The organism is Microbacterium sp. JZ37 (assembly GCF_035188445.1).
Taxonomy (GTDB): Bacteria; Actinomycetota; Actinomycetes; order Actinomycetales; family Microbacteriaceae; genus Microbacterium; species Microbacterium barkeri.
On record NZ_CP045253.1, the window covers coordinates 3,178,923 to 3,200,942 of the forward strand.

The 22,020-nt window shown below is 73.3% G+C and carries 18 protein-coding genes; 5 read left to right on the forward strand and 13 right to left on the reverse strand.

The window, feature by feature from the left end:
* Nucleotides 1-43 precede the first annotated feature (43 nt).
* Genes GC092_RS14705 through GC092_RS14715 form a run of 3 tightly spaced genes read left to right on the forward strand, consistent with a single transcriptional unit; the run spans nucleotide 44 to nucleotide 4,976 of the window.
* Nucleotides 44-1,426, forward strand: a complete 1,383-nt coding sequence (locus GC092_RS14705; RefSeq protein ID WP_324012905.1) for an 8-oxoguanine deaminase — start codon at nucleotides 44-46, stop codon at nucleotides 1,424-1,426.
* The gene (locus GC092_RS14710) at nucleotides 1,417-2,253 is read left to right on the forward strand and encodes an FAD binding domain-containing protein (RefSeq protein ID WP_324012907.1); all 837 of its coding nucleotides are present in this window, start codon (nucleotides 1,417-1,419) and stop codon (nucleotides 2,251-2,253) included. The genes GC092_RS14705 and GC092_RS14710 overlap by 10 nt, the downstream gene beginning before the upstream one ends.
* Nucleotides 2,250-4,976, forward strand: a complete 2,727-nt coding sequence (locus GC092_RS14715; RefSeq protein ID WP_324012908.1) for a molybdopterin-dependent oxidoreductase — start codon at nucleotides 2,250-2,252, stop codon at nucleotides 4,974-4,976. Before GC092_RS14710 ends, GC092_RS14715 begins: the two co-directional genes overlap by 4 nt.
* On the opposite strand, the gene GC092_RS14720 is transcribed toward GC092_RS14715, so the two are convergent.
* Entirely contained in the window at nucleotides 4,961-5,713 is a 753-nt protein-coding gene (locus GC092_RS14720; RefSeq protein ID WP_374727761.1) for an SDR family NAD(P)-dependent oxidoreductase, read from the reverse strand. The two genes, GC092_RS14715 and GC092_RS14720, sit on opposite strands and share 16 nt — an antisense overlap.
* Before the next feature lie 172 nt (nucleotides 5,714-5,885).
* Between GC092_RS14720 and GC092_RS14725 the strand changes: the two genes are divergently transcribed.
* Entirely contained in the window at nucleotides 5,886-7,319 is a 1,434-nt protein-coding gene (locus GC092_RS14725; protein WP_374727779.1) for an NCS2 family permease, read from the forward strand.
* A 3-nt stretch (nucleotides 7,320-7,322) separates the two neighbouring features.
* Here the strand turns inward: GC092_RS14725 and add are convergent, their stop codons facing one another.
* From add to GC092_RS14785, 12 genes are all read right to left on the reverse strand, one after another.
* The gene (add, locus tag GC092_RS14730; protein WP_324012911.1) at nucleotides 7,323-8,357 is read right to left on the reverse strand and encodes an adenosine deaminase; all 1,035 of its coding nucleotides are present in this window, start codon (nucleotides 8,355-8,357) and stop codon (nucleotides 7,323-7,325) included.
* Nucleotides 8,358-8,377: 20 nt separating this feature from the next.
* Nucleotides 8,378-9,214 (reverse strand): ABC transporter permease, encoded by an 837-nt coding sequence (locus tag GC092_RS14735; RefSeq protein ID WP_324012913.1) that lies wholly within the window; start codon nucleotides 9,212-9,214, stop codon nucleotides 8,378-8,380.
* On the reverse strand, nucleotides 9,211-10,095 hold the full coding sequence (locus tag GC092_RS14740) for an ABC transporter permease (RefSeq protein ID WP_271173437.1): 885 nt from the start codon (nucleotides 10,093-10,095) through the stop codon (nucleotides 9,211-9,213). The genes GC092_RS14735 and GC092_RS14740 overlap by 4 nt, the downstream gene beginning before the upstream one ends.
* Nucleotides 10,085-10,897, reverse strand: a complete 813-nt coding sequence (locus GC092_RS14745) for an ABC transporter ATP-binding protein (RefSeq protein ID WP_324012915.1) — start codon at nucleotides 10,895-10,897, stop codon at nucleotides 10,085-10,087. The genes GC092_RS14740 and GC092_RS14745 overlap by 11 nt, the downstream gene beginning before the upstream one ends.
* Nucleotides 10,898-10,962: 65 nt before the next feature.
* Nucleotides 10,963-12,021 carry an ABC transporter substrate-binding protein gene (locus tag GC092_RS14750; protein WP_324012916.1) on the reverse strand — a complete coding sequence of 353 codons (1,059 nt, stop codon included), beginning with the start codon at nucleotides 12,019-12,021 and terminating at the stop codon, nucleotides 10,963-10,965.
* A gap of 116 nt (nucleotides 12,022-12,137) precedes the next feature.
* The gene (locus tag GC092_RS14755) at nucleotides 12,138-13,430 is read right to left on the reverse strand and encodes an allantoate amidohydrolase (protein ID WP_324012917.1); all 1,293 of its coding nucleotides are present in this window, start codon (nucleotides 13,428-13,430) and stop codon (nucleotides 12,138-12,140) included.
* On the reverse strand, nucleotides 13,427-14,671 hold the full coding sequence (locus GC092_RS14760) for a (S)-ureidoglycine--glyoxylate transaminase (protein ID WP_324012919.1): 1,245 nt from the start codon (nucleotides 14,669-14,671) through the stop codon (nucleotides 13,427-13,429). Before GC092_RS14760 ends, GC092_RS14755 begins: the two co-directional genes overlap by 4 nt.
* Before the next feature lie 46 nt (nucleotides 14,672-14,717).
* A complete protein-coding gene (locus tag GC092_RS14765; protein WP_324012922.1) occupies nucleotides 14,718-16,295 on the reverse strand; it encodes an AtzH-like domain-containing protein in 1,578 nt (525 codons plus the stop codon).
* On the reverse strand, nucleotides 16,288-17,445 hold the full coding sequence (locus GC092_RS14770; RefSeq protein WP_324012923.1) for an acetamidase/formamidase family protein: 1,158 nt from the start codon (nucleotides 17,443-17,445) through the stop codon (nucleotides 16,288-16,290). The genes GC092_RS14765 and GC092_RS14770 overlap by 8 nt, the downstream gene beginning before the upstream one ends.
* Entirely contained in the window at nucleotides 17,442-18,794 is a 1,353-nt protein-coding gene (gene allB, locus GC092_RS14775) for an allantoinase AllB (RefSeq protein ID WP_324012925.1), read from the reverse strand. The genes GC092_RS14770 and allB overlap by 4 nt, the downstream gene beginning before the upstream one ends.
* Nucleotides 18,791-19,543 carry an aspartate/glutamate racemase family protein gene (locus GC092_RS14780; protein ID WP_324012927.1) on the reverse strand — a complete coding sequence of 251 codons (753 nt, stop codon included), beginning with the start codon at nucleotides 19,541-19,543 and terminating at the stop codon, nucleotides 18,791-18,793. Before GC092_RS14780 ends, allB begins: the two co-directional genes overlap by 4 nt.
* Nucleotides 19,543-21,216, reverse strand: a complete 1,674-nt coding sequence (locus GC092_RS14785) for an NCS1 family nucleobase:cation symporter-1 (protein WP_282979273.1) — start codon at nucleotides 21,214-21,216, stop codon at nucleotides 19,543-19,545. Before GC092_RS14785 ends, GC092_RS14780 begins: the two co-directional genes overlap by 1 nt.
* A 176-nt stretch (nucleotides 21,217-21,392) precedes the next feature.
* Between GC092_RS14785 and GC092_RS14790 the strand changes: the two genes are divergently transcribed.
* Nucleotides 21,393-22,016 (forward strand): type II toxin-antitoxin system RelB family anti-toxin, encoded by a 624-nt coding sequence (locus tag GC092_RS14790; protein ID WP_324012930.1) that lies wholly within the window; start codon nucleotides 21,393-21,395, stop codon nucleotides 22,014-22,016.
* Nucleotides 22,017-22,020: the final 4 nt, after the last annotated feature.

Sequence of the window (22,020 nt, forward strand, 5' to 3'; positions counted from 1 at the left end):
CAGGGCGGGGACTGCGACGTCCGTCACAGACCCCAGGAGCGTCATGAGCACCATCGCACCCGCCCGCACGATCATCGAGGGCGGCTACGTCGTCACGGTCGACCAGCACGGGACCGAGCACCGCACGGGTCACGTGGTCATCGAGGGCGGGCGCATCGCCGCGGTGGGAGCGGGGGCCGCTCCGGCCGAGCTGCGCGCGGGCGCCGAGGTCGTCGACGCGACGAACTGCCTGGTCACCCCGGGCCTCGTGAACACCCACAACCACCTCTTCCAGTGGCTCACCCGAGGGCGCGCGCAGGACGCCATCCTCTTCGACTGGCTGACGGCGCTCTACCCCCTGTGGTCGCACATCGACGCCGACCTCACGGGCGAGGGCGCCGCCGGCGCGATGGCCGTGCTCGCCCGCTCGGGCTGCACGACCGTCGCCGACCACCACTACGTCTTCCCGCAGGGCTCCGGCGACATCGTCGGCGCGCTCGTCGCGACCGCCGACGAGATCGGCGTGCGGCTGCACGCGACCCGCGGGTCGATGGACCTCGGCGCCTCGCAGGGCGGGCTGCCGCCGGACGCCGCCGTCGAGGAGACGGACGCCGCCCTCCGCGCATCGCAGGAGGCGGTCGAGCGCTGGCACGACCCGAGCCCGGACTCGCGCGTGCACATCGCGATCGCGCCGTGCTCGCCGTTCTCGGTCACCGGCGACCTGCTGCGCGAATCGGCGGCCCTGGCTCGCACCCTGGGCGTCCGCCTCCACACGCACGCCTCCGAGACCGCCGAGGAGGACGCGTTCTGCGCGGAGCGCTTCGGGATGTCGCCGACGGCGTATCTCGAGGGCCTCGGCTGGCTGGGTGACGACGTCTGGATAGCGCACGCCGTGCACCTCGACGACGCCGCCGTCGCGCGGTACGCGGCCACCGGCACGGGGGTCGCCCACTGCCCGTCGTCGAACGGGCGGCTGGCGGCCGGGATCGCGCCCGTGCGCACGATGCTCGACGCGGGCGTGCCCGTCGGGCTCGGCGTCGACGGGGCGGCGTCCAACGAGTCGGGGCAGCTCGGGGTCGAGATCCGCGAGGCCGTGCTCATGGGCCGGCTCCGCTCGGGCGCTGACGGGATGAGCGTGCGGGACGCCCTTCGGATGGCGACGGCCGGCGGCGCGCGCGTCCTCGGGCGCGAGGACGCGATCGGGGCGCTCGAGCCCGGACTGCTCGCGGACGTCGCCGTGTGGTGGATCGGGGGCGTCGAGCACGCCGGCATCCTCGACCCGGTCGCGGCGCTCGGCCTGGGCGCCCTGCCGCCGCTGCGGCGGCTTCTCGTCGGCGGGCGCACGGTCGTGGCGGACGACGTGCTCGTCTCCTCCGACGAGGGGCGGATCGCCGAGCGGGCGACCGCCGCATCGCGCGCGCTGGCGGAGCGGGCGTCATGGATCTGAACGCCGTCGAGACCTACCGGCGCGCACGCTCGCGCGCCGACCTCGCCCTCGCGCCGGGCGAGGTGCCGCTCGCGGGCGGCACGCTGCTCTTCAGCGCGCCGAGCCCGCTCATCACGGGGCTCGTCGACCTCACGACACTCGGCTGGCCCGACCTCGAGCCGTCGGCCGATGGCCTGCGCATCGGCGCGACCTGCCCCATCGCGCGCCTCGTCGCGTTCGCCGAGGGCCGCGACGCGCTGCGCCCCGATCCGACCTGGACGGCCGTGCCGCTCTTCGCCGACGCCGCGCACGCTCTCCTCGCCTCCTTCAAGATCTGGAACACCGCGACGGTCGGCGGCAACATCGCCCAGTCCTACGCCGCGGCGGCCATGGTCGCGCTCGGCACGGCCCTCGACGCCGAGGCGCTCATCTGGACCCCCGACGGAGGCGAGCGCCGGATGCCCGTGGCCGAGATCCCGGCAGGGAACGGCCTCAGCTCGCTCAGTGCGGGAGAGATCATCCGCGCCATCGACATCCCCGCGCGGGCCCTGCGGTCGCGGGCCGCGCTGCGTCGGATCGCGCTCGCCGAGCTCGGACGCTCGGGCGCCGTCGTGATCGGCCGGGTGGACGAGGGCGGAGCCGCGGTGTTCGGCATCACGGCGAGCGTCGCGCGCCCCGTCGTGCTGCGCTGGCCATCCCTCCCGAGCGCGGCCGACCTGAGGGCCGCGGTGGCCGGGGCCCAGGGCTGGTACACCGACCCCCTGGGCGCCGCCGACTGGCGCCGCGGCGTCTCGGTCGTCCTCGCGGAGCGCTGCCGCGCGGCCCTCGCGGAAGGAGACGCGGAATGAGGTTCACGGTCAACGGCTCCCCCGTCGACGCCGATCCGCGCCCCGGTCAGTGCCTGCGCACGCTCCTGCGCGAGCACGGGCACACCGAGGTGAAGAAGGGCTGCGATGCGGGCGACTGCGGCGCGTGCGGCGTGCTCGTCGACGGCGTCCCTGTCCACTCGTGCCTCATCCCCGCCGTGCGCGCCGAGGGCGTCGCGGTCACGACGGCGGCCGGGCTCGCTCCGGGCGACGAGCTCCACCCCGTGCAGGAGGCGCTCGCGACCGGGTTCGGGTTCCAGTGCGGGTTCTGCACGCCGGGGATGAGCGTGACCGCGTCGTGCCTGCAGCCGGGCGACGAGCGGGACCTCGACCGGCGCCTCAAGGGCAACCTCTGCCGCTGCACGGGATACCGCCCGATCCGCGAGGCGATCGCGTCGACGCTCACGGCCGTGCGTGAGACCAGGTCCGGCTCGTCCCAGGAGGAGGCCGGCGGCGTCGGCCGGTCCGTCGTGCCGGAGGCCGCCCGCCGCATCGTGCAGGGGCGCGAGTCGTACACGTTCGACGAGGTGCCGGACGGGGCGCTCATCCTGCGCGTCCTGTCGTCGCCCCACGCGCACGCCCGCATCACGTCCATCGACACGACCGCAGCCGAGGCGGTGCCGGGCGTCGTGGCGGTCTTCACGCACCGCGACGTGCCCGGCATCCGCTACTCGACGGGGCGCCACGAGCACCGCACCGACGACCCCGACGACACGCGCATGCTCGACGACGTCGTGCGGCACATCGGCCAGCGCGTCGCGGCCGTCGTCGCCGAGACCGCGGCGGCGGCCGAGCGCGCCTGCGGCCTCATCGCGGTCGCCTACGAGCCGCTCCCCGCCGTCTTCGACCCCGAGGCCGCGCGCACGCCGGGTGCTCCGGCCGTCCATCCCGACCGCACGCCCGACGACCGCGTCGCGGATGCCGCGCGCAACGTCGTCGGCGCCGTCCACACGGGGCGGGGCGGCGACATCGACGCCGCGCTCGCGGCGAGCGCCGTCACCGTCGCGGGCACCTGGCAGACGTCGCGCACGTCGCACGCGCAGCTCGAGACGCACGGCGCGGTCGGATGGCTCGAGGGCGACGTCCTGACCATCCGCTCGTCGACGCAGGTCCCGTTCCTCACCCGCGACGAGCTCGCGCGCATCCTCGAGCTGCCGCGCGAGCGCGTCCGCGTCTTCGCGCCCCGCGTCGGCGGCGGCTTCGGCGGCAAGCAGGAGCTCCTCGCGGAGGACCTCGTCGCGCTCGCCGTGCTGCGCACGGGGCGCCCCGTCGCGTACGAGTTCTCCCGCGCGGACGAGTTCCTCCGCGCGCCCGTGCGGCATCCGATGCGCGTGAGCGTCGAGCTGGGCGCGGATGCCGACGGCCGGCTCACGGCGATGCGCCTCGACGTGCTGAGCGACACCGGCGCGTACGGCAACCACGCGCTCGGCGTGCTCTTCCACGGCGTCGCCGAGTCGGTCACGATCTACCGCACGCCCGTGCTCCGGCTCGACGCCGAGGTCGTCTACACGAACAACCCGCCGTCGGGGGCCTTCCGCGGATACGGCCTCGGGCAGGTCATGCTCGGCATCGAGTCGGCCATGGACATGCTCGCCGAGCGGCTCGGTCTCGATCCGTTCGAGGTCCGGCGCCGCAACGCCGTGCGCGAGGGCGACCCGATCCTCGCGGCCGACGGCCACGTCGAGGACGACCTCGTGTGGGGCAGCTACGGGCTCGATCAGTGCCTCGACCTCGCCCAGGAGGCGATGCAGCGCGGTGACGGCGAGACCGCGCCCGACGGCTGGCTCGTCGGCGAGGGGATGGCCGCCGCCATGATCGCGACGATGGCGCCCTTCGGCCACGTGGCGCACGCGTCGGCATCGCTGCGGCCCGACGGGGTCTTCGAGCTGCGCACGGGCACGGCCGAGTTCGGCAACGGCACGACCACCGTCCACCGGCAGATCGCGGCGAGCGCGCTCGGCGTGCCGCTCTCCATGATCCGGCTCGCCCACGCCGACACGGCGCTCGTTCCGCACGACACCGGCGCGTTCGCGTCGGCCGGCACGACCGTCGCCGGCAAGGCGCTCCACGCCGCCTGCCTCGCGCTGCGCGAGCGGATGGTCGGGCTCGCTGCCGCGCGCACGGGCGTCTCCCCGGCGGAGTGCGCGCCCACGGCCGAGGGCGTCGCGACCCCGGCGGGCGTCATCCCCTTCGCGGAGCTCGCGGGGCCCGGCGGGATCACCGCGGCCGGCGAGGAGCACGGCGACCGCCGCTCCCTCGCGTTCGACGTGCACGCCGTCCGCGTCGCCGTCGACCCGGAGACCGGCGTCGTCCGCATCCTGAAGTCGGTCCACGCGGCCGACGCGGGCTTCGTCATGAACCCCGCGCAGTGCCGCGGCCAGGTCGAGGGAGGCGTCGCCCAGGGCATCGGCGGGGCACTCTACGAGGAGGTGCTCGTCGAGGACGGGGTCGTGCGGAATCCGATGTTCCGCACGTATCGGGTTCCGCAGTCGGCCGACATCCCCGACACCGAGGTGCTCTTCGCCGACACCGCCGACGCGCTCGGCCCGTTCGGGGCCAAGTCGATGAGCGAGTCCCCCTACAACCCCGTGGCGCCGGCCATCGGCAACGCGATCGCGCGCGCCATCGGCCGGCGCCCCTTCCATCAGCCGTTCACCCGCGAGCGCGTGTGGCGGCTGCTGCAGGAGGGTCAGACGGCGGTGTAGCCGCCGTCGATGAGGTAGTAGCCGCCGGTCACGAACGACGCGTCGTCGGAGAGGAGGAACCGGACGACCTTCGCGACCTCCTCTGCCCGGCCCAGCCGCCCGAGCGGGTGCTTGGCCTTGAGCGCCTCGAGCGCCTCGGCGGGCAGCTTCTGCAGGAGCGGGGTGTCGATGTAGCCGGGCCCGACCGCGTTGATGCGCAGCCCCTGCGCGCCGTACTCGGCGGCGGCGTTCTTCGTGAGGCCGACGACCGCGTGCTTCGAGGCCGTGTACGCGGAGTTGCCGAGCGCGGCGACCATCCCGTGGATCGACGCCATGTTCACGATCGCGCTCTCGCCGGCTCCGGCCTCGAGCATCGCGGGGATCTGGTGCCGCATGCCGTAGAGCACGCCGTCGAGGTTGATGCCGATGACGCGGTTCCAGTCGTCCACGTCGATCTCGCCGGTCGGCGCCTGGCGGCCGCCGATCCCGGCGTTGTTGACCGCGTAGTTGAGGCGGCCGAACGTCTCCTTGGCGAACGCGACCGCCTTCTCGCTGTCCTCGGCGACCGAGGTGTCGGCGCGGAACGCCGCGGCCTCGCCCCCGGCAGCGGCGATGTCGTCGGCCACGCGCTGCGCGGCATCCAGGTCGATGTCGGTCACGACGACCTTCGCGCCGTGGGCCGCCAGGTCCTTCGCGATGGCCTCGCCGATGCCCGATCCGCCGCCCGTGACGAGGGCGACCCTTCCGTCGAATGACATAATGTTCCCTTCGATCTCCTGCGCGAAGATCCATGCCTTTGCATGAACCCTGACATCTAGACTACGCCTGTCGAAGACAGGCGGGTCGATGCGCGCGCAGCCCGCAACTGCCATCCTGAACCCGTGACCCGTGCGGCTCCACCCCTCACCCCGATGGAACGATGACCCTATGATGAGCACCCCTGCGCCCCGCGGCGCCCTCGACCGCTTCTTCCGCATCACCGAGCGCGGCTCGACCGTCGGCACCGAGATCCGCGGCGGCCTCGTCACCTTCTTCGCGATGTCGTACATCGTGGTGCTGAACCCGCTCATCATCGGCACGTCGGCGGACGGCACGGGAGAGTTCCTCGGCGGCGGCGACGCTCCGAACCTCAGCATGATCGCGTCGGCGACCGCTCTCATCGCCGGCATCATGTCGATCCTCATGGGCGTCGTGGCGAACTTCCCGCTCGCGATGGCGGCGGGCCTCGGCCTCAACGCGGTCGTGACCTACTCGATCGCCGCGATCCCTGGCGTGACCTGGGCCGACGCGATGGGCGTCATCGTAATCGAGGGCCTGCTCATCCTGCTCCTCGTGCTCACCGGGTTCCGCGAGGCCGTCTTCCGAGCCGTCCCGACGCCGCTGAAGACCGCGATCGGGGCGGGCATCGGCCTGTTCATCACGCTCATCGGCCTCGCGAACGCGGGCTTCGTGACCGGCGACGGCGCGACCATCCTCGCCCTCGGCAACCTCGGCACGTGGCCGATCCTCGTCTTCGTCGTGGGGCTCGTCCTCGCGATCGTCCTGCACGCGCGCCGGGTGAAGGGCGCCATCCTCATCTCGATCCTCGTCGCGACCGCGCTCGCGATCCTCCTCGAGAACACCCTCCACATCGGCGCGCGCGGCGACGAGAACCCCGGCGGCTTCAACTCGCCCCCGACGTTCTCGGGCGTCATCGCCGTGCCCGACTTCTCCCTCATCGGGCAGTTCAACCTGCTCGGCTCGGTGCAGAGCATCGGCATCGTCACCCTCGTGCTGCTCGTCTTCACGCTGCTGCTCGCCGACTTCTTCGACACCATGGGCACGATGGTCGCGATCGGCGCCGAGGCGAAGCTGCTCGACGCGAACGGGAACCCGCCGCGCACGAAGCAGATCCTCATCGTCGACTCGCTCGGCGCCGTCGCGGGCGGCGTGGGCTCGGTGTCCTCGAACACCGCCTTCGTCGAGTCGACCGCGGGCGTCGGCGACGGCGCGCGGACCGGCCTCGCGTCGGTCGTCACCGGCATCGCGTTCCTGCTCTCGACCCTCTTCGCGCCGCTCGTCGCGCTCGTGCCCTACGAGGCCGCGGCCCCCGCGCTCGTGCTCGTCGGCTTCCTCATGCTCACGCAGGTCGCCGGCATCGACTGGAAGAACATCGAGGTCGCCCTGCCGGCCTTCCTCACGATCGTCATCATGCCGTTCACGTACTCGATCGCCGACGGCATCGGCGCGGGCTTCATCGCCTACATCATCGTGAAGCTCGCCCGCGGCAAGGTCGGCGACGTGCACTGGCTCATGTGGCTCGTCGGCGCGCTCTTCGTCGTGTACTTCACGATCGAGCCGATCCGGGCGCTGCTCGGGGCGTAGCGCTCACTCCGGCAGCGGCACGCCGTGCGCCTGCGCGCAGTCGACGACCGATGCGATGTAGGCCGCGCGGCGCGCGGGCGTGAGCCACGCGGCCTCGAACGAGTTGATCGCGAGCCGGGCGAGGTCGGCGGCGGAGAGATCCGCGTGCTCCGCGAGGGCGACGTAGTTGTCGGCGACGTAGCCGCCGAAATAGGCCGGATCGTCGGAGTTGACCGTCACCCGCACGCCCTCGCGCAGGAGCTGGACGATCTCGTCCGCCTTCATCTCCTCGGTCACGAACGAGTTCGATACGGGGCAGGTCGTGAAGCCGAGCCCGCGCTCGCGGGCGACGGCGACGAGCGCCGGGTCCTCGACGATGTTCGTGCCGTGGTCGATGCGGTCGACGCCGATCTCCTCGATCACCTGGCGGATGTGCTCGATCGAGCCGGGCTGGTCGATGTCGCAGTGCATCGTCGTGAAGAAGCCCTCCGCCTTCGCACGGGCGAACACCTCGGCGAACTTCGCCGGCGGGTTGCCGCGCTCGTCCGAATCGAGTCCGACCCCGATGATCCAGGCACGGTAGGGCAGCGCCTCCATGAGGGTCGACATCGCGTGCTCCGCCGTGAAGTCGCGGAGGAAGCAGAGGATGAGCTCGGCCGAGACGCCGAGCTCATCCTGCGCGCGCACGACCGCACGGCGGTAGCCGGCGATGACGTCGGCGAACGGCACCCCTCGGCTCGTGTGCGCCTGCGGGTCGAAGAACATCTCGACGTGGACGACGCCCTGCTCCCTCGCCTTCTGGAGGTACGCCCACGCGAGATCGTGGAAGTCGTCGGCGGTCTGCAGCACGGTCATCGCGGGGTAGTACACGGCGAGGAAGCTCGTCAGATCGGTGAAGTCGTAGCTGGCGACGACGTCCTCGACGGTCTTCTCGGCGAGCGCGATGCCGTTGCGGGCGGCGAGCGCGAACTTCAGCTCCGGCTCGAGGGTCCCTTCGAGGTGGAGGTGCAGCTCGGCCTTCGGCAGGGCGCGCGCGAACGCGCGGAGGTCGGTGGTCATGGGTTCCCTTCGATGCGAGCTCAGGCGCGATCCGCCATGCCCATCCGGGCGAGGACGACGGACTCGACGACGGCCACGAGATTGTAGATCACGAGGGCCGCGGCCGTGACGAGCACGACCGCCGACCACAGGGCGGAGAACTGCGCCTGCGAGCTGTACGCGCCCACGGCTCCGCCGATCCCGCCGCCCACCGCGAGCCACTCGGCCAGCAGCGCGCCCGTGATGGCCCCCGGCACCGAGATCCGCACGGCGGCGAGGAGCGAGGGCAGCGCGCTCGGCAGCGCGACCTTCCGCAGGGCCGTCCACGCCGATCCGCCGTAGACGTGGATGACGTCGCTCATCTGCGGAGAGACCTGCCGCAGCCCGAACACGATGTTGACGAGCGCCGGGAACAGCACGACGATGCCGCCGATCACCGCGACGGTGGCCGCGCTGCGCCCGAACAGGAGGATGATGACGGGCGCCATCGCCACGAGCGGCACCGAGCGCAGCAGCATCGCGAGCGGCATGAGCGCGTGCTCGAGCCCCCGGCTCAGCTGGAACCCGATCGCGACGAGCAGCGCGACGACGAGCCCCGCGACGAACCCGATCGCGGCGTCCTGGAGCGTGGTGACGAGCTGGCCCATCAGCAGCGCACGGTTCTCCGCCGCCTCGGGTGCCGTGACGAGGAAGGTCCAGACGTCGAGCGGCCCCTTCCCGACGTAGGGCGAGACGCCCGTCGCCCACAGCAGGCCCTGCCAGAGGACGAGCACCGCCGCGAGCGTGAGGCCGAAGGTCGCGAGACTCGATCCGAGCGCGCGGAGGGTGGCCCTGCGCGCCTCGCGCCGGATGCCCGCCGCGGCGCCTCCCGCGCTCATGCCGCGCCCTTCGCCCAGGGCGCGACGAGACGCGCGACGGCGCCGAGGAGCGCGAATCCGGCGAGCGCGACGAGACCCGACACGAGCGCGAGGCCCCACACGCGCGGCGCGTCGAGGCCCTGCTGGGCGGCGATCATCGCCGGCCCGACGCCGGACTGCACCTTGCCGAAGAACTCGCCGAGCACCGCGCCGAGGAAGGCGGCCGGCACGGCGACCTGGAGGGCGTTCAGGACGGATGGCAGCGCCGCGACGATGCGGACCTTGCGCAGCTGCATCAGACGCGAGCCGCCGTAGACGGTCACGACGTCGAGAGCGGAGCGGTCGGCGGCCTTGAGGCCGAGCAGCGTGCTCACGACGGTCGTGAAGAACACCGACAGCGCCGCCAGGAACACGGCGTTGCCCGCCGGCTGCCCCGCAGGGGGCACCGGGATGATGACGACGAGCACGATGCCGATCGCGACGATCGGGATGCAGTAGGTCAGGATCGCGAGCTGCATCACGAGGCCCTCGAGGCGCGGCACGACGAGCACCGCGGCCGAGAGCACGAGGGCGATGGCGTTGCCCCACAGGTACCCGATGCCGGCCTCGGCGAGGGTGACCGCGAAGTTGCGCGCGTAGAAGTCCCATCCCGCCGAGACGATGCCGACCACGACCTCGGGCGGCGTGGGGACGGCGCGGACGCCGGCGCCCACGCCGGCGAGCGCGGTCTCGGCGAGCACCCACCATGCGATGACCACGCCCACCAGCCCGATCGCGCCGACGAGCCAGGACGGGAGGCGCACGTCCTCCCACGCGATGCGCGCGCCGCGTCCGTCCGGGGCCTGGGCCGCAACCGCCGCGAGCGCGTCGCCCGAGCCGCCGCCCACCCCGTCAGCGCTCATCGTCGCCCCCTCCGAACAGGAGCTCCGATGCCTGGTCGACGTACGCGTGGAACTCGGGCGTGCGCATGAGCTCGGGGGTGCGCGGCCGCGGCAGGTCGATGTCCATGACCGCCTTGACGCGCCCGGGCCGAGGGCTCATCACCGCGACCTTGTCGCTGAGGAAGATCGCCTCCGAGATGCCGTGCGTCACGAGCAGCGTCGTCGCGGGCTTCTCGGTCCAGATGCGCAGCAGCTCGAGGTTGAGCCGCTGCCGCGTCATGTCGTCGAGCGCGCCGAAGGGCTCGTCGAACAGCAGCACGTCGGGCTTCAGGACGAGCGAGCGCGCGATCGAGACGCGCTGGCGCATCCCGCCGGAGAGCTGCGCGGGGCGCGCCTTCTCGAAGCCGGTGAGGCCGACGAGATCGATGAGCTCGCGCACGTAGTCCCTGTCGACAGGCCGGCCGGCCACCTCGAACGGCAGCTGGATGTTGGCCTGCACGCTGCGCCACGGCAGCAGCGCCGCGTCCTGGAACGCGATGCCCAGCCGGTTCTCGCGGCGCAGGTCCTCTGGGCTGCGTCCGTCGACGAGGATCGTGCCGCTCGTGGGCTCCTCGAGGCCCGCGAGGATCCGCAGGATGGTCGACTTGCCGCACCCGGACGGTCCGAGGAGCGAGAGGAACGCTCCCCGATCGGTGTGCAGGTCGGCGTCCTGCAGAGCCACGACGCTGCGGCGCCCCGAGCGGAACACCTTGTTCAGCCCCGTGATCTGCAGCCCGGTCCCCGCCGTCGATGCGGGGATCGCGGGGATGGCCGTGTCGGTCACGTGTGCTCCTTGGGTTGTCGGGATGCCGGGAAGGGCCGGCCGGGTCGGCCGGCCCTTGGCTGCGCTCAGCCGGCGTACGCCACGAGGTCGGGGTTCTCCTCGTAGACCTCGGCGAGGAGGCTCATGTCGAACAGCTCCTCGGCGGTGACGTCGATGCCCGCCCCCGCAAGGCTCGCGATCGTGCGCTCCTGGAGCTCCTCGCTGATCGTGAACAGGCCGCTCTCCTCGGTGTCCGCCGAGACGACCAGCGCGTTCTGCGCCTCGGAGCCCGCGAGCGTCTTCTCCGGGTCGAGGTCGAGATCGGTGCCGTACTCCTCCATCGCGAGGTCGGCGCCGCGCTGCGGGTCGGCGAGCGCGTCGGTCCAGCCGCGGATCTCGGCGACCAGGAACGCCTTGAGCATCTCGCGCTCGGTCTCGATCGTCTCGTCCGTGACGGTGACCGTCTCCGCCACGAACGGCAGGCCGTTGTCGGCGAAGGCGAGGTTGACTGTGTCGAGCCCCGCGAGGTCGAGCGTGATGGCCTCGTTCGTGAGGTAGGCGATGAACCCGTCGACCTCCCCGTTCACGAGGGGCGCGGGGTCGTACTGGACCGGCACGACCTCGACGTCGGCGGGGTCGATGCCGTTGGCCGCGAGGAGCGCCTGGAAGAGCGACGTGTTCGAGTCCTGCACGCCGATCCGCTTCCCGACGAGGTCGGCCGGCGTGGCGATGTTCCCGCCGTCGGCGAGCGAGAGCACCGTGAACGGGTTGGCCTGGAAGGTCGCGCCGATGATCTTGAGCGGGGCGCCCTCGTTCGCGATGACCGTGCCGACCGCGGCGGAGTCGCTCAGCGCGATGTCGACGCTTCCGCTCAGCAGCTCGGCGGTGCCAGTCGAGGGGCCGGGCACGAGGTTCACGGCGTCGAAGCCGGCGTCCTCGTAGTAGCCCTCGCTGTCGGCGATGTACTCGCCCGCGAACTCCTCGTTGAGGATCCAGCTGAGCTGCAGCGAGATCTCGCCGAAGCTCTCGTCGTCGCCGGCGGCGCCGCCGGCGGGCTCGCCCGCGCATCCGGCGAGCACGAGCGATGACAGGGCGACGACCGCGGCGGATGCGCCGAGCCGGGCACGAAGGGATGAAGCGGGCATGCGGGTCTCCATCTGCAGGTGGTGGTGCTCTCGGGTGAGTACTCGGCGACAGTACGGGCCTCAGATTTCGCCGACGTGCGCGCCTGTTGCGCCGGTGTTACGCGGCAGGACGCCGGTCAGCTCGGCTCGGCGCCGCGGTGCGCGACGGCCTCCGCGAGCGCGCGGATGCCGAGCGCGACGTCGCCGCCGAGGACGGACTCGGCCGGATGGTGGCTGATGCCGTCCGCATTGCGCAGGAAGAGCATCCCGACATCCGTCAGCGCGCCCAGCGTCATCCCGTCGTGCCCGGCCGGGCTGAACAGCGACGCCGGCTCGGCGCTCGCGACGCTCGCGCGGATGCCCTCGCGCACGACGTCCTGCAGGAGCGGTGCGCAGAAGAGCGCGGGAGCGCTGTGCACCTCGCGCGCGTGCCAGCGGAGCCGCCGCCTGCCCATGATCTCGTCGAGCTCGCGGGCGATCCGCTCCCACACACGGTCGCGCGCGCCGTCGAACTCGCCGCGCAGGTCGATGCTCATCCGCGTCTCGCCGGGGATGACGTTCACCGCCCCCGGGAACGCCTCGAGCTGCCCGACGGTGCCGATGATGTGGTGCTCCGATGCGCAGATGCGCTCGACCGCGAGCGCCGCCTCGCTGGCTCCGAGGAGGGCGTCGCGCCGCATGTCGTAGGGCGTGCCACCCGCGTGACGGGCCTCGCCCTCGACGACCACCTGGAACCGCCGCGCCGAGGCGATCGACGACACCACGGCGAGCGGCTCGTCGCGACGATCGAGCTCGGGCCCCTGCTCGATGTGCGCCTCGAGGTAGCCGACGAGCTGCCCGGGGGCGCGAGCGGCGTCGCGGATGGCGGCCGCGTCCAGTCCGAAGGCGCGGTGCGCGTCGCGGAGCGTGATCCCGTCGGCGTCCTCCAGATCCCACCAGGCGTCGTCCCAGGTGCCCGCGACGGCCGACGACCCGAGCAGCGCGCGTCCGAAGCGCGTGCCCTCCTCGTCGGCGAACGCCGCCACCTCGATCCCGAACGGGAACGGCGACCGCCACCCGCCGTCCGCCGACGCGACCCGGAGGATGCGCACGACCTCGATCGCCATGAGCACGCCGACGATGCCGTCGAAGCGCCCCGCGTCGATCACGGTGTCGAGATGCGAGCCGAGCATGAGCACGGGCGCGTCGCGATCGGCCGCGGGGAGGAGCCCGAGCTGATTGCCCGCGGCGTCCTGCCGGGTGGTCATCCCGACCTCGCGCATCCACGCGTCGGCGAGCGCGTTCACCCGCGCGTGCTCGGGCGAGAGGTACACGCGCGTGATGGCTCCGCTGTCGGCGCTGATCCGCGCGAGCTCGTCGCAGCGCGCCATGACGCGGCGGGCGGCCGCGGCGATCTGCTCGGGCGCGAGCGCGAGACGCGAGGCGATCATGCGAGCACCTCCTCGCGCACCGCGGCGCGGAAGACATCGCCGGCCGCCTCGACCCCGCCGCCCGCCGCGACGGCGACGCCGAAGCGGCGCAGGACCGCCTCGAGCGCCGCGAGCGTGACGAGAACCGCGTCCTTGCGCGCGTTGTAGCCCATCGTGCCGATCCGCCAGACCCGGCCGTGCAGCGGCCCGAACGACGTGCCGATCTCGACGCCGAAGTCGTCGAGCAGCGCCTCGCGCACGGCGTCCGCCGGCACGCCATCCGGGACCTCGACCGCGACGACGTTGTTCATCCGGTGCGCGACATCGCCGAAGACGCCCAGCCCGAGACCGCGGACTCCCGCGAGCATCGCGGCGCCCGCCAGCCGGTGCCGCTCGATCACCGCCTCGCGCCCCTCCTCGAGGAGCACGGCCGCGCACTCCCGCGCCGCGTAGAGCATCGAGGTCGCCTCGGTGTGGTGGTTGAGGCGTCGCGGCCCCCAGTAGTCGAGGATCATGCCGAGGTCGAAGTAGTTCGTGCGGACGAAGTCGGCGGCGCTCGCGTCGGCGTCCTCGCGGATGCCCGCCTCGACGCGCGAGCGCGAGCGGATGACCGACACGGCGCGCTCCGAGAGCGTGAGCGGCGCCGAGCCGCTGGGCCCGCCGAGGCACTTCTGGAGCCCCGCGGTGGCGGCGTCGACCCCCCAGGCGTCGGCGAGGAACGCGTTCCCGCCGAGCGAGGCCGTCGCGTCGGTGTAGAAGAGCGCGCCGTGCCGCTCGCAGATCGCGCCGATCTCGTCGAGCGGCTGGTTCATCGTCGTGGAGGTGTCCCCCTGAACGAGCGCGAGCACCGCCGGCTTCACGCGCGCGACCGCCTCCTCGATGAGCGAGGTCGGCACCACCTGGCCCCACGGGACCTCGACGACGTGCACCTCGGCGAGCGCGCGCTCCGCGATCTCCGCGAGCAGATGCCCGAACCGCCCGAAGACCGGCACGAGCACCCGGTCGCCCGGGCGGATGAGCGACATGAGCGCCGCCTCGATGCCGGCGCGCGCGGTGCCGTCGACGAGAAGCGTCGCGTCGTTCCGCGTCGCCCACACGCGACGGTAGAGCTGCTGCGTCTCGCGCATCGTCGCGGTCATGAACGGGTCGTACTGCCCGACGAGCTGCGCCGACATCGCGCGCAGGACGCGCGGATACGCCGAGATGGGGCCGGGGCCCATGAGGAGGCGGGCGGGCGGGTCGAGCGGGGCGGTGATCGTCATGATGTGCTGCTTCCGAGTGGGGCGGTCGGGAGGGGACGGCGCGGGCTCACGACACGGCGTCGGCGAGCGCCCGCGCCAGGCGGACGAGGGAGAGGTCGGAGCCGGCCCGCCCGATGAGCCCCACCCCGACGGGAGCAGGACCGAGGGCGGACGGGACGGTCAGGAGCGGAGCCGAGATCGAGGGCGCTCCCGCCACCGCGGCGGGAGCCGTGAGCCGGAGGGTGGCGGTGCGGATGGCGTCGATCTCGTCGGGCTCGGCGGTGCGGGACGGCGCGGGGCCGGGGACGACGGGGAGGATCAGCACCGCGTCGCCGACGAGCGCGCGCACGCGCGCGGCGAACGGGCGCAGCTGCTCGCGCGCCGCCTGCTCGGCGAACGGGGTCACCTCCGCCGCGGCGGCGAAGCGGGCGGCGACGGCTCCGCCGAGCGCCCCGGGATGCGCGTCCAGCCACGCCCCGTGCACTCGCCAGGCCTCGGCGGCCTGGACCGTGCGGAACCGCTCGTGGCAGGCCGCGAGGTCGCCGATCGAGACGCGCTCGATCGGCGCGGTGCGGCCGAGCGCCGCGAGCAGCTCCTCGAACGCCTCGCGCACGGCGGGCTCGACGAGCTCGAGCGCCTCGACGGGGACGCGGAAGCGCCACGGCAGCGGCGCCTCGGCGTCGCCGTCGAGGCACCACGAGGCCACCCGCTCGAGCGTCTCGCCGTCGCGCGTGAGCCATCCGACCGTGTCGAACGCGGGCGCGAGCGGCAGCACGCCGCGTCGCGGGACCCGGCCGTGCGTGGTCCGCAGGCCCCACAGCCCCTGATAGGACGCCGGTACGCGGATGGAGCCCGCGGTGTCGGTCGCGAGGCCGATGTCGGCCTGGCCCAGCGCGACGGCCGACGCGGGCCCGCTCGACGACCCGCCGGGGAGAGCCCCGGGGAGGGCCCCGTTCGGCGGGGTGCCGTAGTGCGCGTTGTCCCCCGCGATCGAGTAGGCGAACTCGTCGGTGCGCGCGATCCCGCGCAGCGCAGCGCCCCCGCCGAGCAGGGTCGACACGGCGGGCGCGGTCGTCGTGGCGGGCCGCGCCTCGTCGAGGTAGGCGGGATTGCCCGCGCCGATCCTGCTCCCGGCGATCGCGAAGAGGTCCTTGACCGCGAACGAGAGGCCCGAGAGGGGGCCGTCGGCCACCGCCGGCGCGAGGGGCTCGCCGACCTCGCGCCAGATCGCGCGGTCGAAAGCCCGCGGCCGCGCGGAGACGTGCGCGGCGACGATGCGCCATCCTGCCGCCGTGCGGCGCCAGATCTGGGTCTGCAGCCCTCGCCCGCCCGCGTCGAAGCGCGAGACCGAGACGAGCAGGGCCGTCCCGTCGGCGAGGGGACGGTGCTCGATCCGCTCGATGGCGCGCGGCGCGACTCCGCCCCGCTGCGCGCGGAACGCGCTGATCGCGTCGTGCCCCACGAGGAGGCCGCCCTCGTCTCCGCGCAGCGTGTCGGGGGCGTCGTCGAACCACGCATCGAGCGCATCGAGGTCGTTCGCGACCACGGCCCGCTCGTACGCGTGGAACGCGTCGAGCAGCTCGGCCGGAACCGTCTCGTCGCCCGGGATCCGCGGCGGCGCCTGCACGGCCGTCGCGTCACGCATCGGCGGCCTCGATCGCGGCGAAGTCGGCCTCGCGGATGCGCGCGTGCACGCCGCACACGACGTCGACGACCTGCGAGATGTCGAAGTCGACCGCCGCCGACAGGTAGGCGTAGGCGAGATGCTCGTCCATCCCCCATCGCGCCTGCAGGAGCGCGATCGCCTCCGTCGTGCACGCCCGCATCGCCGCATCGAGATCCGGGTCGAGGCCCGTCGGGACGAGGTGGTCGGCCGTGCGCACGAGCGGGCCGGCGATGCGTCCGAAGGCGCGCTCGGCCGCGGCGGCGGGCACGACGTCGAAGCGGAGGGTCGCCCGCAGCGAGGCCTCGAGCGCCGTGAGCGCGACCTCGCCGTCGCCCTGCGCGAAGTGGGGGTCGCCCACGTACGCGAGCGCGCCCTCGACCTGCACGGGGAGGTAGAGCGACGAGCCCGCCGTCAGGAGGTTGATGTCGATGTTGCCGCCGTGCGCACCGGGCGGGACCGAATGCGCGCGCTCCGGCCCGGCCGGCGCGACGCCCATCGTGCCGAGGAACGGCGCGAGCGGGAAGACGACGTCGCGCGCTCCGCCCTCGGTCGCGGGGAGCGCTCCGACGAGGCGGCCTGCGCGCTCCTCGACCGGGGCGAAGACGCTGACCGTCCGGCCGCTGCGCGGCAGCACGCCGGGCAGCGCCCCCTTGCCGTGTCGATTCGAGATGACGCCGTACGGAACCCGCGGCTCGAGCGCGACGACGGTGATCCGGAGGAGGTCGCCCGGCTGCGCGCCCTCCACGCGGATGGGACCGGTGACGACGTGCGGGCCGTCGGCGACGGGGTCGCGCGGCACCGATGCGGCGATCGCGACCGCGTCGTCGAGGACGGCGCCCGCGGGGACGCCGTGCTGCGCGAAGAACGCGACCGGGTCCTGGCCCTGGTCGGGCAGCAGCCCCTCGTGGCTGACCGTGTCGACGATGATCGTCTCGCCCGACGCGATCGTGAGGACGGGCTCGTCCTCGCCGCTCGGGAGCCGCCCCCACCGCACGGTCTCGGGCGACGACGTCAGGTACGTCGCGCCGTCGGGCAGGCCGCGACCGGGCTGCAGGATCGGGATGTCGGCGAAGCGCGCCGGCGCTGCGGCCGCTCCGAACCGGTTCCGCTCGGCGGTGTCGATGGTCATGCGCTGGCCTCCGTCAGGGTCGCGGTCGTCGTGGGGGCGAGCACCTCGTGCCCGCGTCGTGCGCGCAGTCCGGTGCCGTGCGCGTGGATGAGCTCGCCGTGCAGGTAGGTCTCCCGGACGATCCCGCGCAGACGCGCGCCCTCCCACGGCGACATGGGGTTCCGGTAGGCGAGCGATGCGGCATCGAGCACGTACTCGGCCTCGGGGTCGAACACGACGAGGTGGGCCGGCGCCCCCGGGGCGATGCGGCCGCGGTCGCCGAGGCGCACGAGGTCCGCTGGCCCGGTCGTGAACGCCGGCAGGATGGCCTCGAGCGGCAGGCCCCGGCGGCGCGCCTCGGTCCACACGGCCGACAGCCCGGTCTGCACACCCGCGATCCCGCCCCACGCGAGCCCGAGGTCGGCGACGCCCTTGAGATCGAAGGTCGCGGGCGAGTGGTCGCTCACGATCGCCGCGATCGTGCCGTCGAGGACGCCCGCCCACAGGGCGTCCTGGTTCGCGCCGTCTCGGATGGGCGGGCAGCACTTGAAGCGGCCCTGGCCGTCCGGCAGCTCGTCGGCGCGCAGGGTCAGGTAGTGCGGGCACGTCTCCACGGTGATGCGGACGCCGTCGGCCCGGGCCGCGCGCACGAGGTCGAGCGCCTCCGCGGCCGAGACGTGCACGATGTGCACGCGGGCCCCGGTCCGCCGGGCCGCCTCGATCACGAGGCGGATCGCCTCGACCTCCGCGCGAGGAGGGCGCGATGCCACGAAATCGGTGAACACGGGGCCCGCGGCGTCGGACAGGTGCTCCTCGAGCTCGGCGTGCGCGATGAGCAGGCCGTCGCGCGCGGCGAGCTCGGCGAGCGCCGTCTCCAGCTGAGCGGCGTCGAGGTGCCCGAACTCGTCGATCCCGCTCGGGGCGAGGAAGCACTTCACCCCGACGACCCCCGCGTCGAGCAGAGTGCCGAGGGCGCCGAGGTTCTCGGGCACGGCGCCGCCCCAGAACGCGACGTCGACCGCGAGCTTGCCGGCAGCGGCCCGCCGCTTCGCGGCGAGCGCGGCGGGCGTCGTCGTGACGGGCACCGAGTTGAGCGGCATCTCGACGAGCGTCGTCACGCCGCCCGCGGCGGCCGCCGCCGTGCCGGTGGCGAAGCCCTCCCACGCGGTGCGCCCCGGCTCGTTGAGGTGCACGTGGCTGTCGACGAGGCCAGGGAGCAGCACCTCCGCGTCGGCGAGCACGACCTCGGCGTCGGGGTCGAACGGCTCCACGCCGGCCACGCGGCCGTCGGCGATGCGCACGGTGGCGGCCGCGAAGGCGCCGCCCACGAGCACGCGCCGCGCGGCGATGGCGGAGACGGGGCCGCTCATGCGGTCACGCTCCCCGCGACAGCCGCGTCGCGCGCCAGGGGCTCGCGGTGCGGCGGCGTCGCGTACTCGTCGCGCTTGCTCGTGCCCACGCCCATCCGCGCCATCGCCGAGACGAGCCCGACCGCCGCGGCGACGCCGTCGACGACCGGGACGCCCACGCGCTCGGACAGGTGCGCGCAGAGGTCGGCCATGCCTGCGCAGCCGAGCACGACGGCGTCGGCGCGGTCCTCCCACGCGACGCGCTCGCACCACGCGGCGATGCGCTCGACGGCCGCGGGGTCGGCCTCCTCGAGGTCGAGGACGGGGATGCCCGTGCCGTAGGCGGCGACGCACGCGCGCTCGAACCCGTAGCGGAGCACGAGGTCCTCGGCGCGGCCGAGCGTGCGCGAGAGCGTCGTGACGATCCCGAAGGTCCGCCCGGTGAGGGCGGCGACGTGCATAGCGGCCTCCGCGATCCCGACGACGGGTGCGTCAACGAGCTCGCGCGCGGCGTCGAGGCCGGGGTCCCCGAAGCACGCGACGATGTAGCCGTCGCTGCCGCCCGCCGCCTGGTCGCGCCGGATGGCGTCGACGACCGCGGCCGCCGCGTGCACCTCGTCGAGGTGACTCTCGATCGCGGCCGGGCCGTCGCCCTCCGCGGGGCACACGGCGACGACCTCGACGTCGGGGGCGGCCGCCTCCCGGGCCGCGGCGGCGATCTTGGCCGTCATGGCCCGGGAGGTGTTGGGGTTGATGAGGGTGATGCGCATCAGCGGACCTGGGCGTCCTCTTCTTCGTCGGAGGCCGCGAGCGCGGCCTCGGCCTGCGCGACCGCCAGCGAGGCGGTCGCGGTGTCGGGGTACTCCTCGAGCACGTCCTCTGCCGTGCCGTCGGAGACGCCGGCGGTCTCGCCGTCGAACACGGGAACGGTCGGTCGGGCGCGCTCGAGCAGCGTGAAGATGGCGAAGCCGAGACCGCACCCGATGAACCACGTGAAATCGCCGATCGCGCCCCACGCGGGGTCGATCGCTCCGGCGAACACGAGGGACTTGGGCACGATCGCGAGGAGGATGGTCGGCACGCCCGCGCCCGCGACCGCCCACAGCGCGTTCGGGTTGTAGCCGCGGCGATACCAGTAGGCGCCCTGCTCGGACATCGTGTACATGTCGTCGACGCGGATCCGCTGACGCGCCACCACGTAGTACCCCGCGATGAGGATGCCGAACAGCGGGCCGATGAGGGCCGACAGGATGCCGAGCGTGTAGTGGATGGCCTGGTCGTTCGCGTACCAGTTCCAGGGCGTGAGGAGCACCGACCCGACGGCCGCGATCATCCCGCCCATCCGCCACGAGATGCGGTGGGGCGCGACGTTCGAGAAGTCGAACGCCGGCGAGATGAAGTTCGCGACGATGTTGATGCCGACCGTGGCGGTGACGAAGGTCAGACCGCCGAGCAGGATGGCGAACCAGTGGTCGATGCGCTCGACCGTGTGGATGGGGTCGGTGATGAGCTCGCCGAAGACCGGCACGGTCGCCGACGCCGTCACCACCGTGAGGATCGAGAAGAAGAGGAAGTTGACGGGCAGGCCCCAGAGGTTGCCGCGCTTCACGGCTCGGAAGCTGCGGCCGTAGCGCGCGAAGTCGCCGAAGTTCAGCATCGGCCCCGAGAAGTACGACACGACGATCGCGATGGCGGAGAGCATGACGGGGATCGAGGCCCACAGGTCGAGGGGCTCGCCGCTCGAGAGGTCGAGGCTGATGTTCTCCCAGCCCGCCTGGCTCACGAGATACACCGCGAGGACGATCATCACGACGTACACGGCGGGGCCCGCGAAGTCGATGAAGCGGCGGATGGCCTCCATGCCGTTCCAGAAGACGGCGGCCTGCGCGACCCAGAGGATCGCGTACGAGATCCATCCGAGCGCGTCGAGGCCGAGGAAGCTCGGCTCGAGGAGCGCGGCCGACGCCGGGATGAACTTGAGGAAGACGATGGTGAGGGACTCGGCGGCGAGGTACGTCTGCACCCCGTACCAGGCGATCGCGATGACGCCGCGGACGATGGCCGGGATGTTCGCGCCCTTGACCCCGAAGAGGAAGCGGTTGACGACGGGGTAGGGCACGCCCGTGCGCTGGCTCGGCTTCGCGACGAGGTTCGTGAAGAACTGGACGATGAGGATGCCGACGACGAGAGCGACGAGAACCTGCCAGCTCGCGATGCCGAGCGCGAACAGGGAGCCGGCGGTGACGTAGCCGCCGACGGAGTGCACGTCGCTCATCCAGAACGCGAAGATGTTGTAGCTCGTCCAGCGCTGGCGGCGCAGCGGGGCGAGGTCCTCGTTGGCGAGGCGGGGGTCGTAGCCGGGGCGCATGTTGCCGGAGCCGACGGGGTGGCCCGCGGCCTCCACGACGTCCTGCGGCCGGGTGGGGGAGCTGCTCTGCGACACGATGGTGCCTTTCGAGAGGAGGATGCGGTGTCGGTGGTGCTCCGGCCGATGGAGGCTTGCCGGACGAGAGGCGTGGTGTGAAGTTATCCCTTCACGTTTCCCACGCCGTGTCCCTCGTGTTTCGGCGGCGTAAATCCCGACGGCGGCTCGCTCGCGGCGCGGGCTAGCATGTCGGCGTGACCCTCTCGGCCCCCGGACCCGCTGCCGGCGTCGGGGACGCGCCCGACCCGCGCACCCTCGTGGGGCGCCGGCTCCGCGAGGCCCGGACGCTCACCGGGCTCTCGGTCTCCGCCCTCGCCCGGCGCCTCGGGATCTCCACGAGCGCGGTCTCGCAGATCGAACGCGGCGTCATGCAGCCGAGCGTCTCGCGCCTCATCGCGATCACCGACGCCCTCGGCGTCCCGCTCGCCACGGTGCTCTCCGGGTCGGTCGCCACGGGGCCCGACGACGGGTCGTACGCTCTCGAGCGCGCCGCGGACGCCGCGTACCTCGAGCTCGGCGGAGGCGTCGTCTTCCGCCGCCTCGCTCCCGGCGACAGCCCCGGCATCGACTACTTCGAGTCGATCTACCCGCCCGGCAGCACGGCGTCGTCGAAGGATCAGCTCTTCCGCCACGAGGGGTACGAGGTCGGCGAGGTGCTCTCCGGCGAGCTCACGATCGACTTCTCGGACGAGGTCGTCGTGCTGCGCGCGGGCGACACCATCCGGTACCCCTGCGACAAGCCGCACCGCCTGCACAACACGGGCGATGAACCCGCCGTCGCCCGCTGGCTCATCGTCCATCCGCCCTCGGCCGACTGAGCGA

What these genes read in the sequence shown, in the direction of transcription:
- GC092_RS14705 (WP_324012905.1), top strand. Translation starts at nt 44, where the DNA reads ATGAGCACCATCGCACCCGCCCGCACGATCATCGAGGGCGGCTACGTC.
- GC092_RS14710 (WP_324012907.1), top strand. Translation starts at nt 1,417, where the DNA reads ATGGATCTGAACGCCGTCGAGACCTACCGGCGCGCACGCTCGCGCGCC.
- GC092_RS14715 (WP_324012908.1), top strand. Translation starts at nt 2,250, where the DNA reads ATGAGGTTCACGGTCAACGGCTCCCCCGTCGACGCCGATCCGCGCCCC.
- GC092_RS14720 (WP_374727761.1), bottom strand. Translation starts at nt 5,713, where the DNA reads ATGTCATTCGACGGAAGGGTCGCCCTCGTCACGGGCGGCGGATCGGGC.
- GC092_RS14725 (WP_374727779.1), top strand. Translation starts at nt 5,886, where the DNA reads ATGAGCACCCCTGCGCCCCGCGGCGCCCTCGACCGCTTCTTCCGCATC.
- add (WP_324012911.1), bottom strand. Translation starts at nt 8,357, where the DNA reads ATGACCACCGACCTCCGCGCGTTCGCGCGCGCCCTGCCGAAGGCCGAG.
- GC092_RS14735 (WP_324012913.1), bottom strand. Translation starts at nt 9,214, where the DNA reads ATGAGCGCGGGAGGCGCCGCGGCGGGCATCCGGCGCGAGGCGCGCAGG.
- GC092_RS14740 (WP_271173437.1), bottom strand. Translation starts at nt 10,095, where the DNA reads ATGAGCGCTGACGGGGTGGGCGGCGGCTCGGGCGACGCGCTCGCGGCG.
- GC092_RS14750 (WP_324012916.1), bottom strand. Translation starts at nt 12,021, where the DNA reads ATGCCCGCTTCATCCCTTCGTGCCCGGCTCGGCGCATCCGCCGCGGTC.
- GC092_RS14755 (WP_324012917.1), bottom strand. Translation starts at nt 13,430, where the DNA reads ATGATCGCCTCGCGTCTCGCGCTCGCGCCCGAGCAGATCGCCGCGGCC.
- GC092_RS14760 (WP_324012919.1), bottom strand. Translation starts at nt 14,671, where the DNA reads ATGACGATCACCGCCCCGCTCGACCCGCCCGCCCGCCTCCTCATGGGC.
- GC092_RS14765 (WP_324012922.1), bottom strand. Translation starts at nt 16,295, where the DNA reads ATGCGTGACGCGACGGCCGTGCAGGCGCCGCCGCGGATCCCGGGCGAC.
- GC092_RS14770 (WP_324012923.1), bottom strand. Translation starts at nt 17,445, where the DNA reads ATGACCATCGACACCGCCGAGCGGAACCGGTTCGGAGCGGCCGCAGCG.
- allB (WP_324012925.1), bottom strand. Translation starts at nt 18,794, where the DNA reads ATGAGCGGCCCCGTCTCCGCCATCGCCGCGCGGCGCGTGCTCGTGGGC.
- GC092_RS14780 (WP_324012927.1), bottom strand. Translation starts at nt 19,543, where the DNA reads ATGCGCATCACCCTCATCAACCCCAACACCTCCCGGGCCATGACGGCC.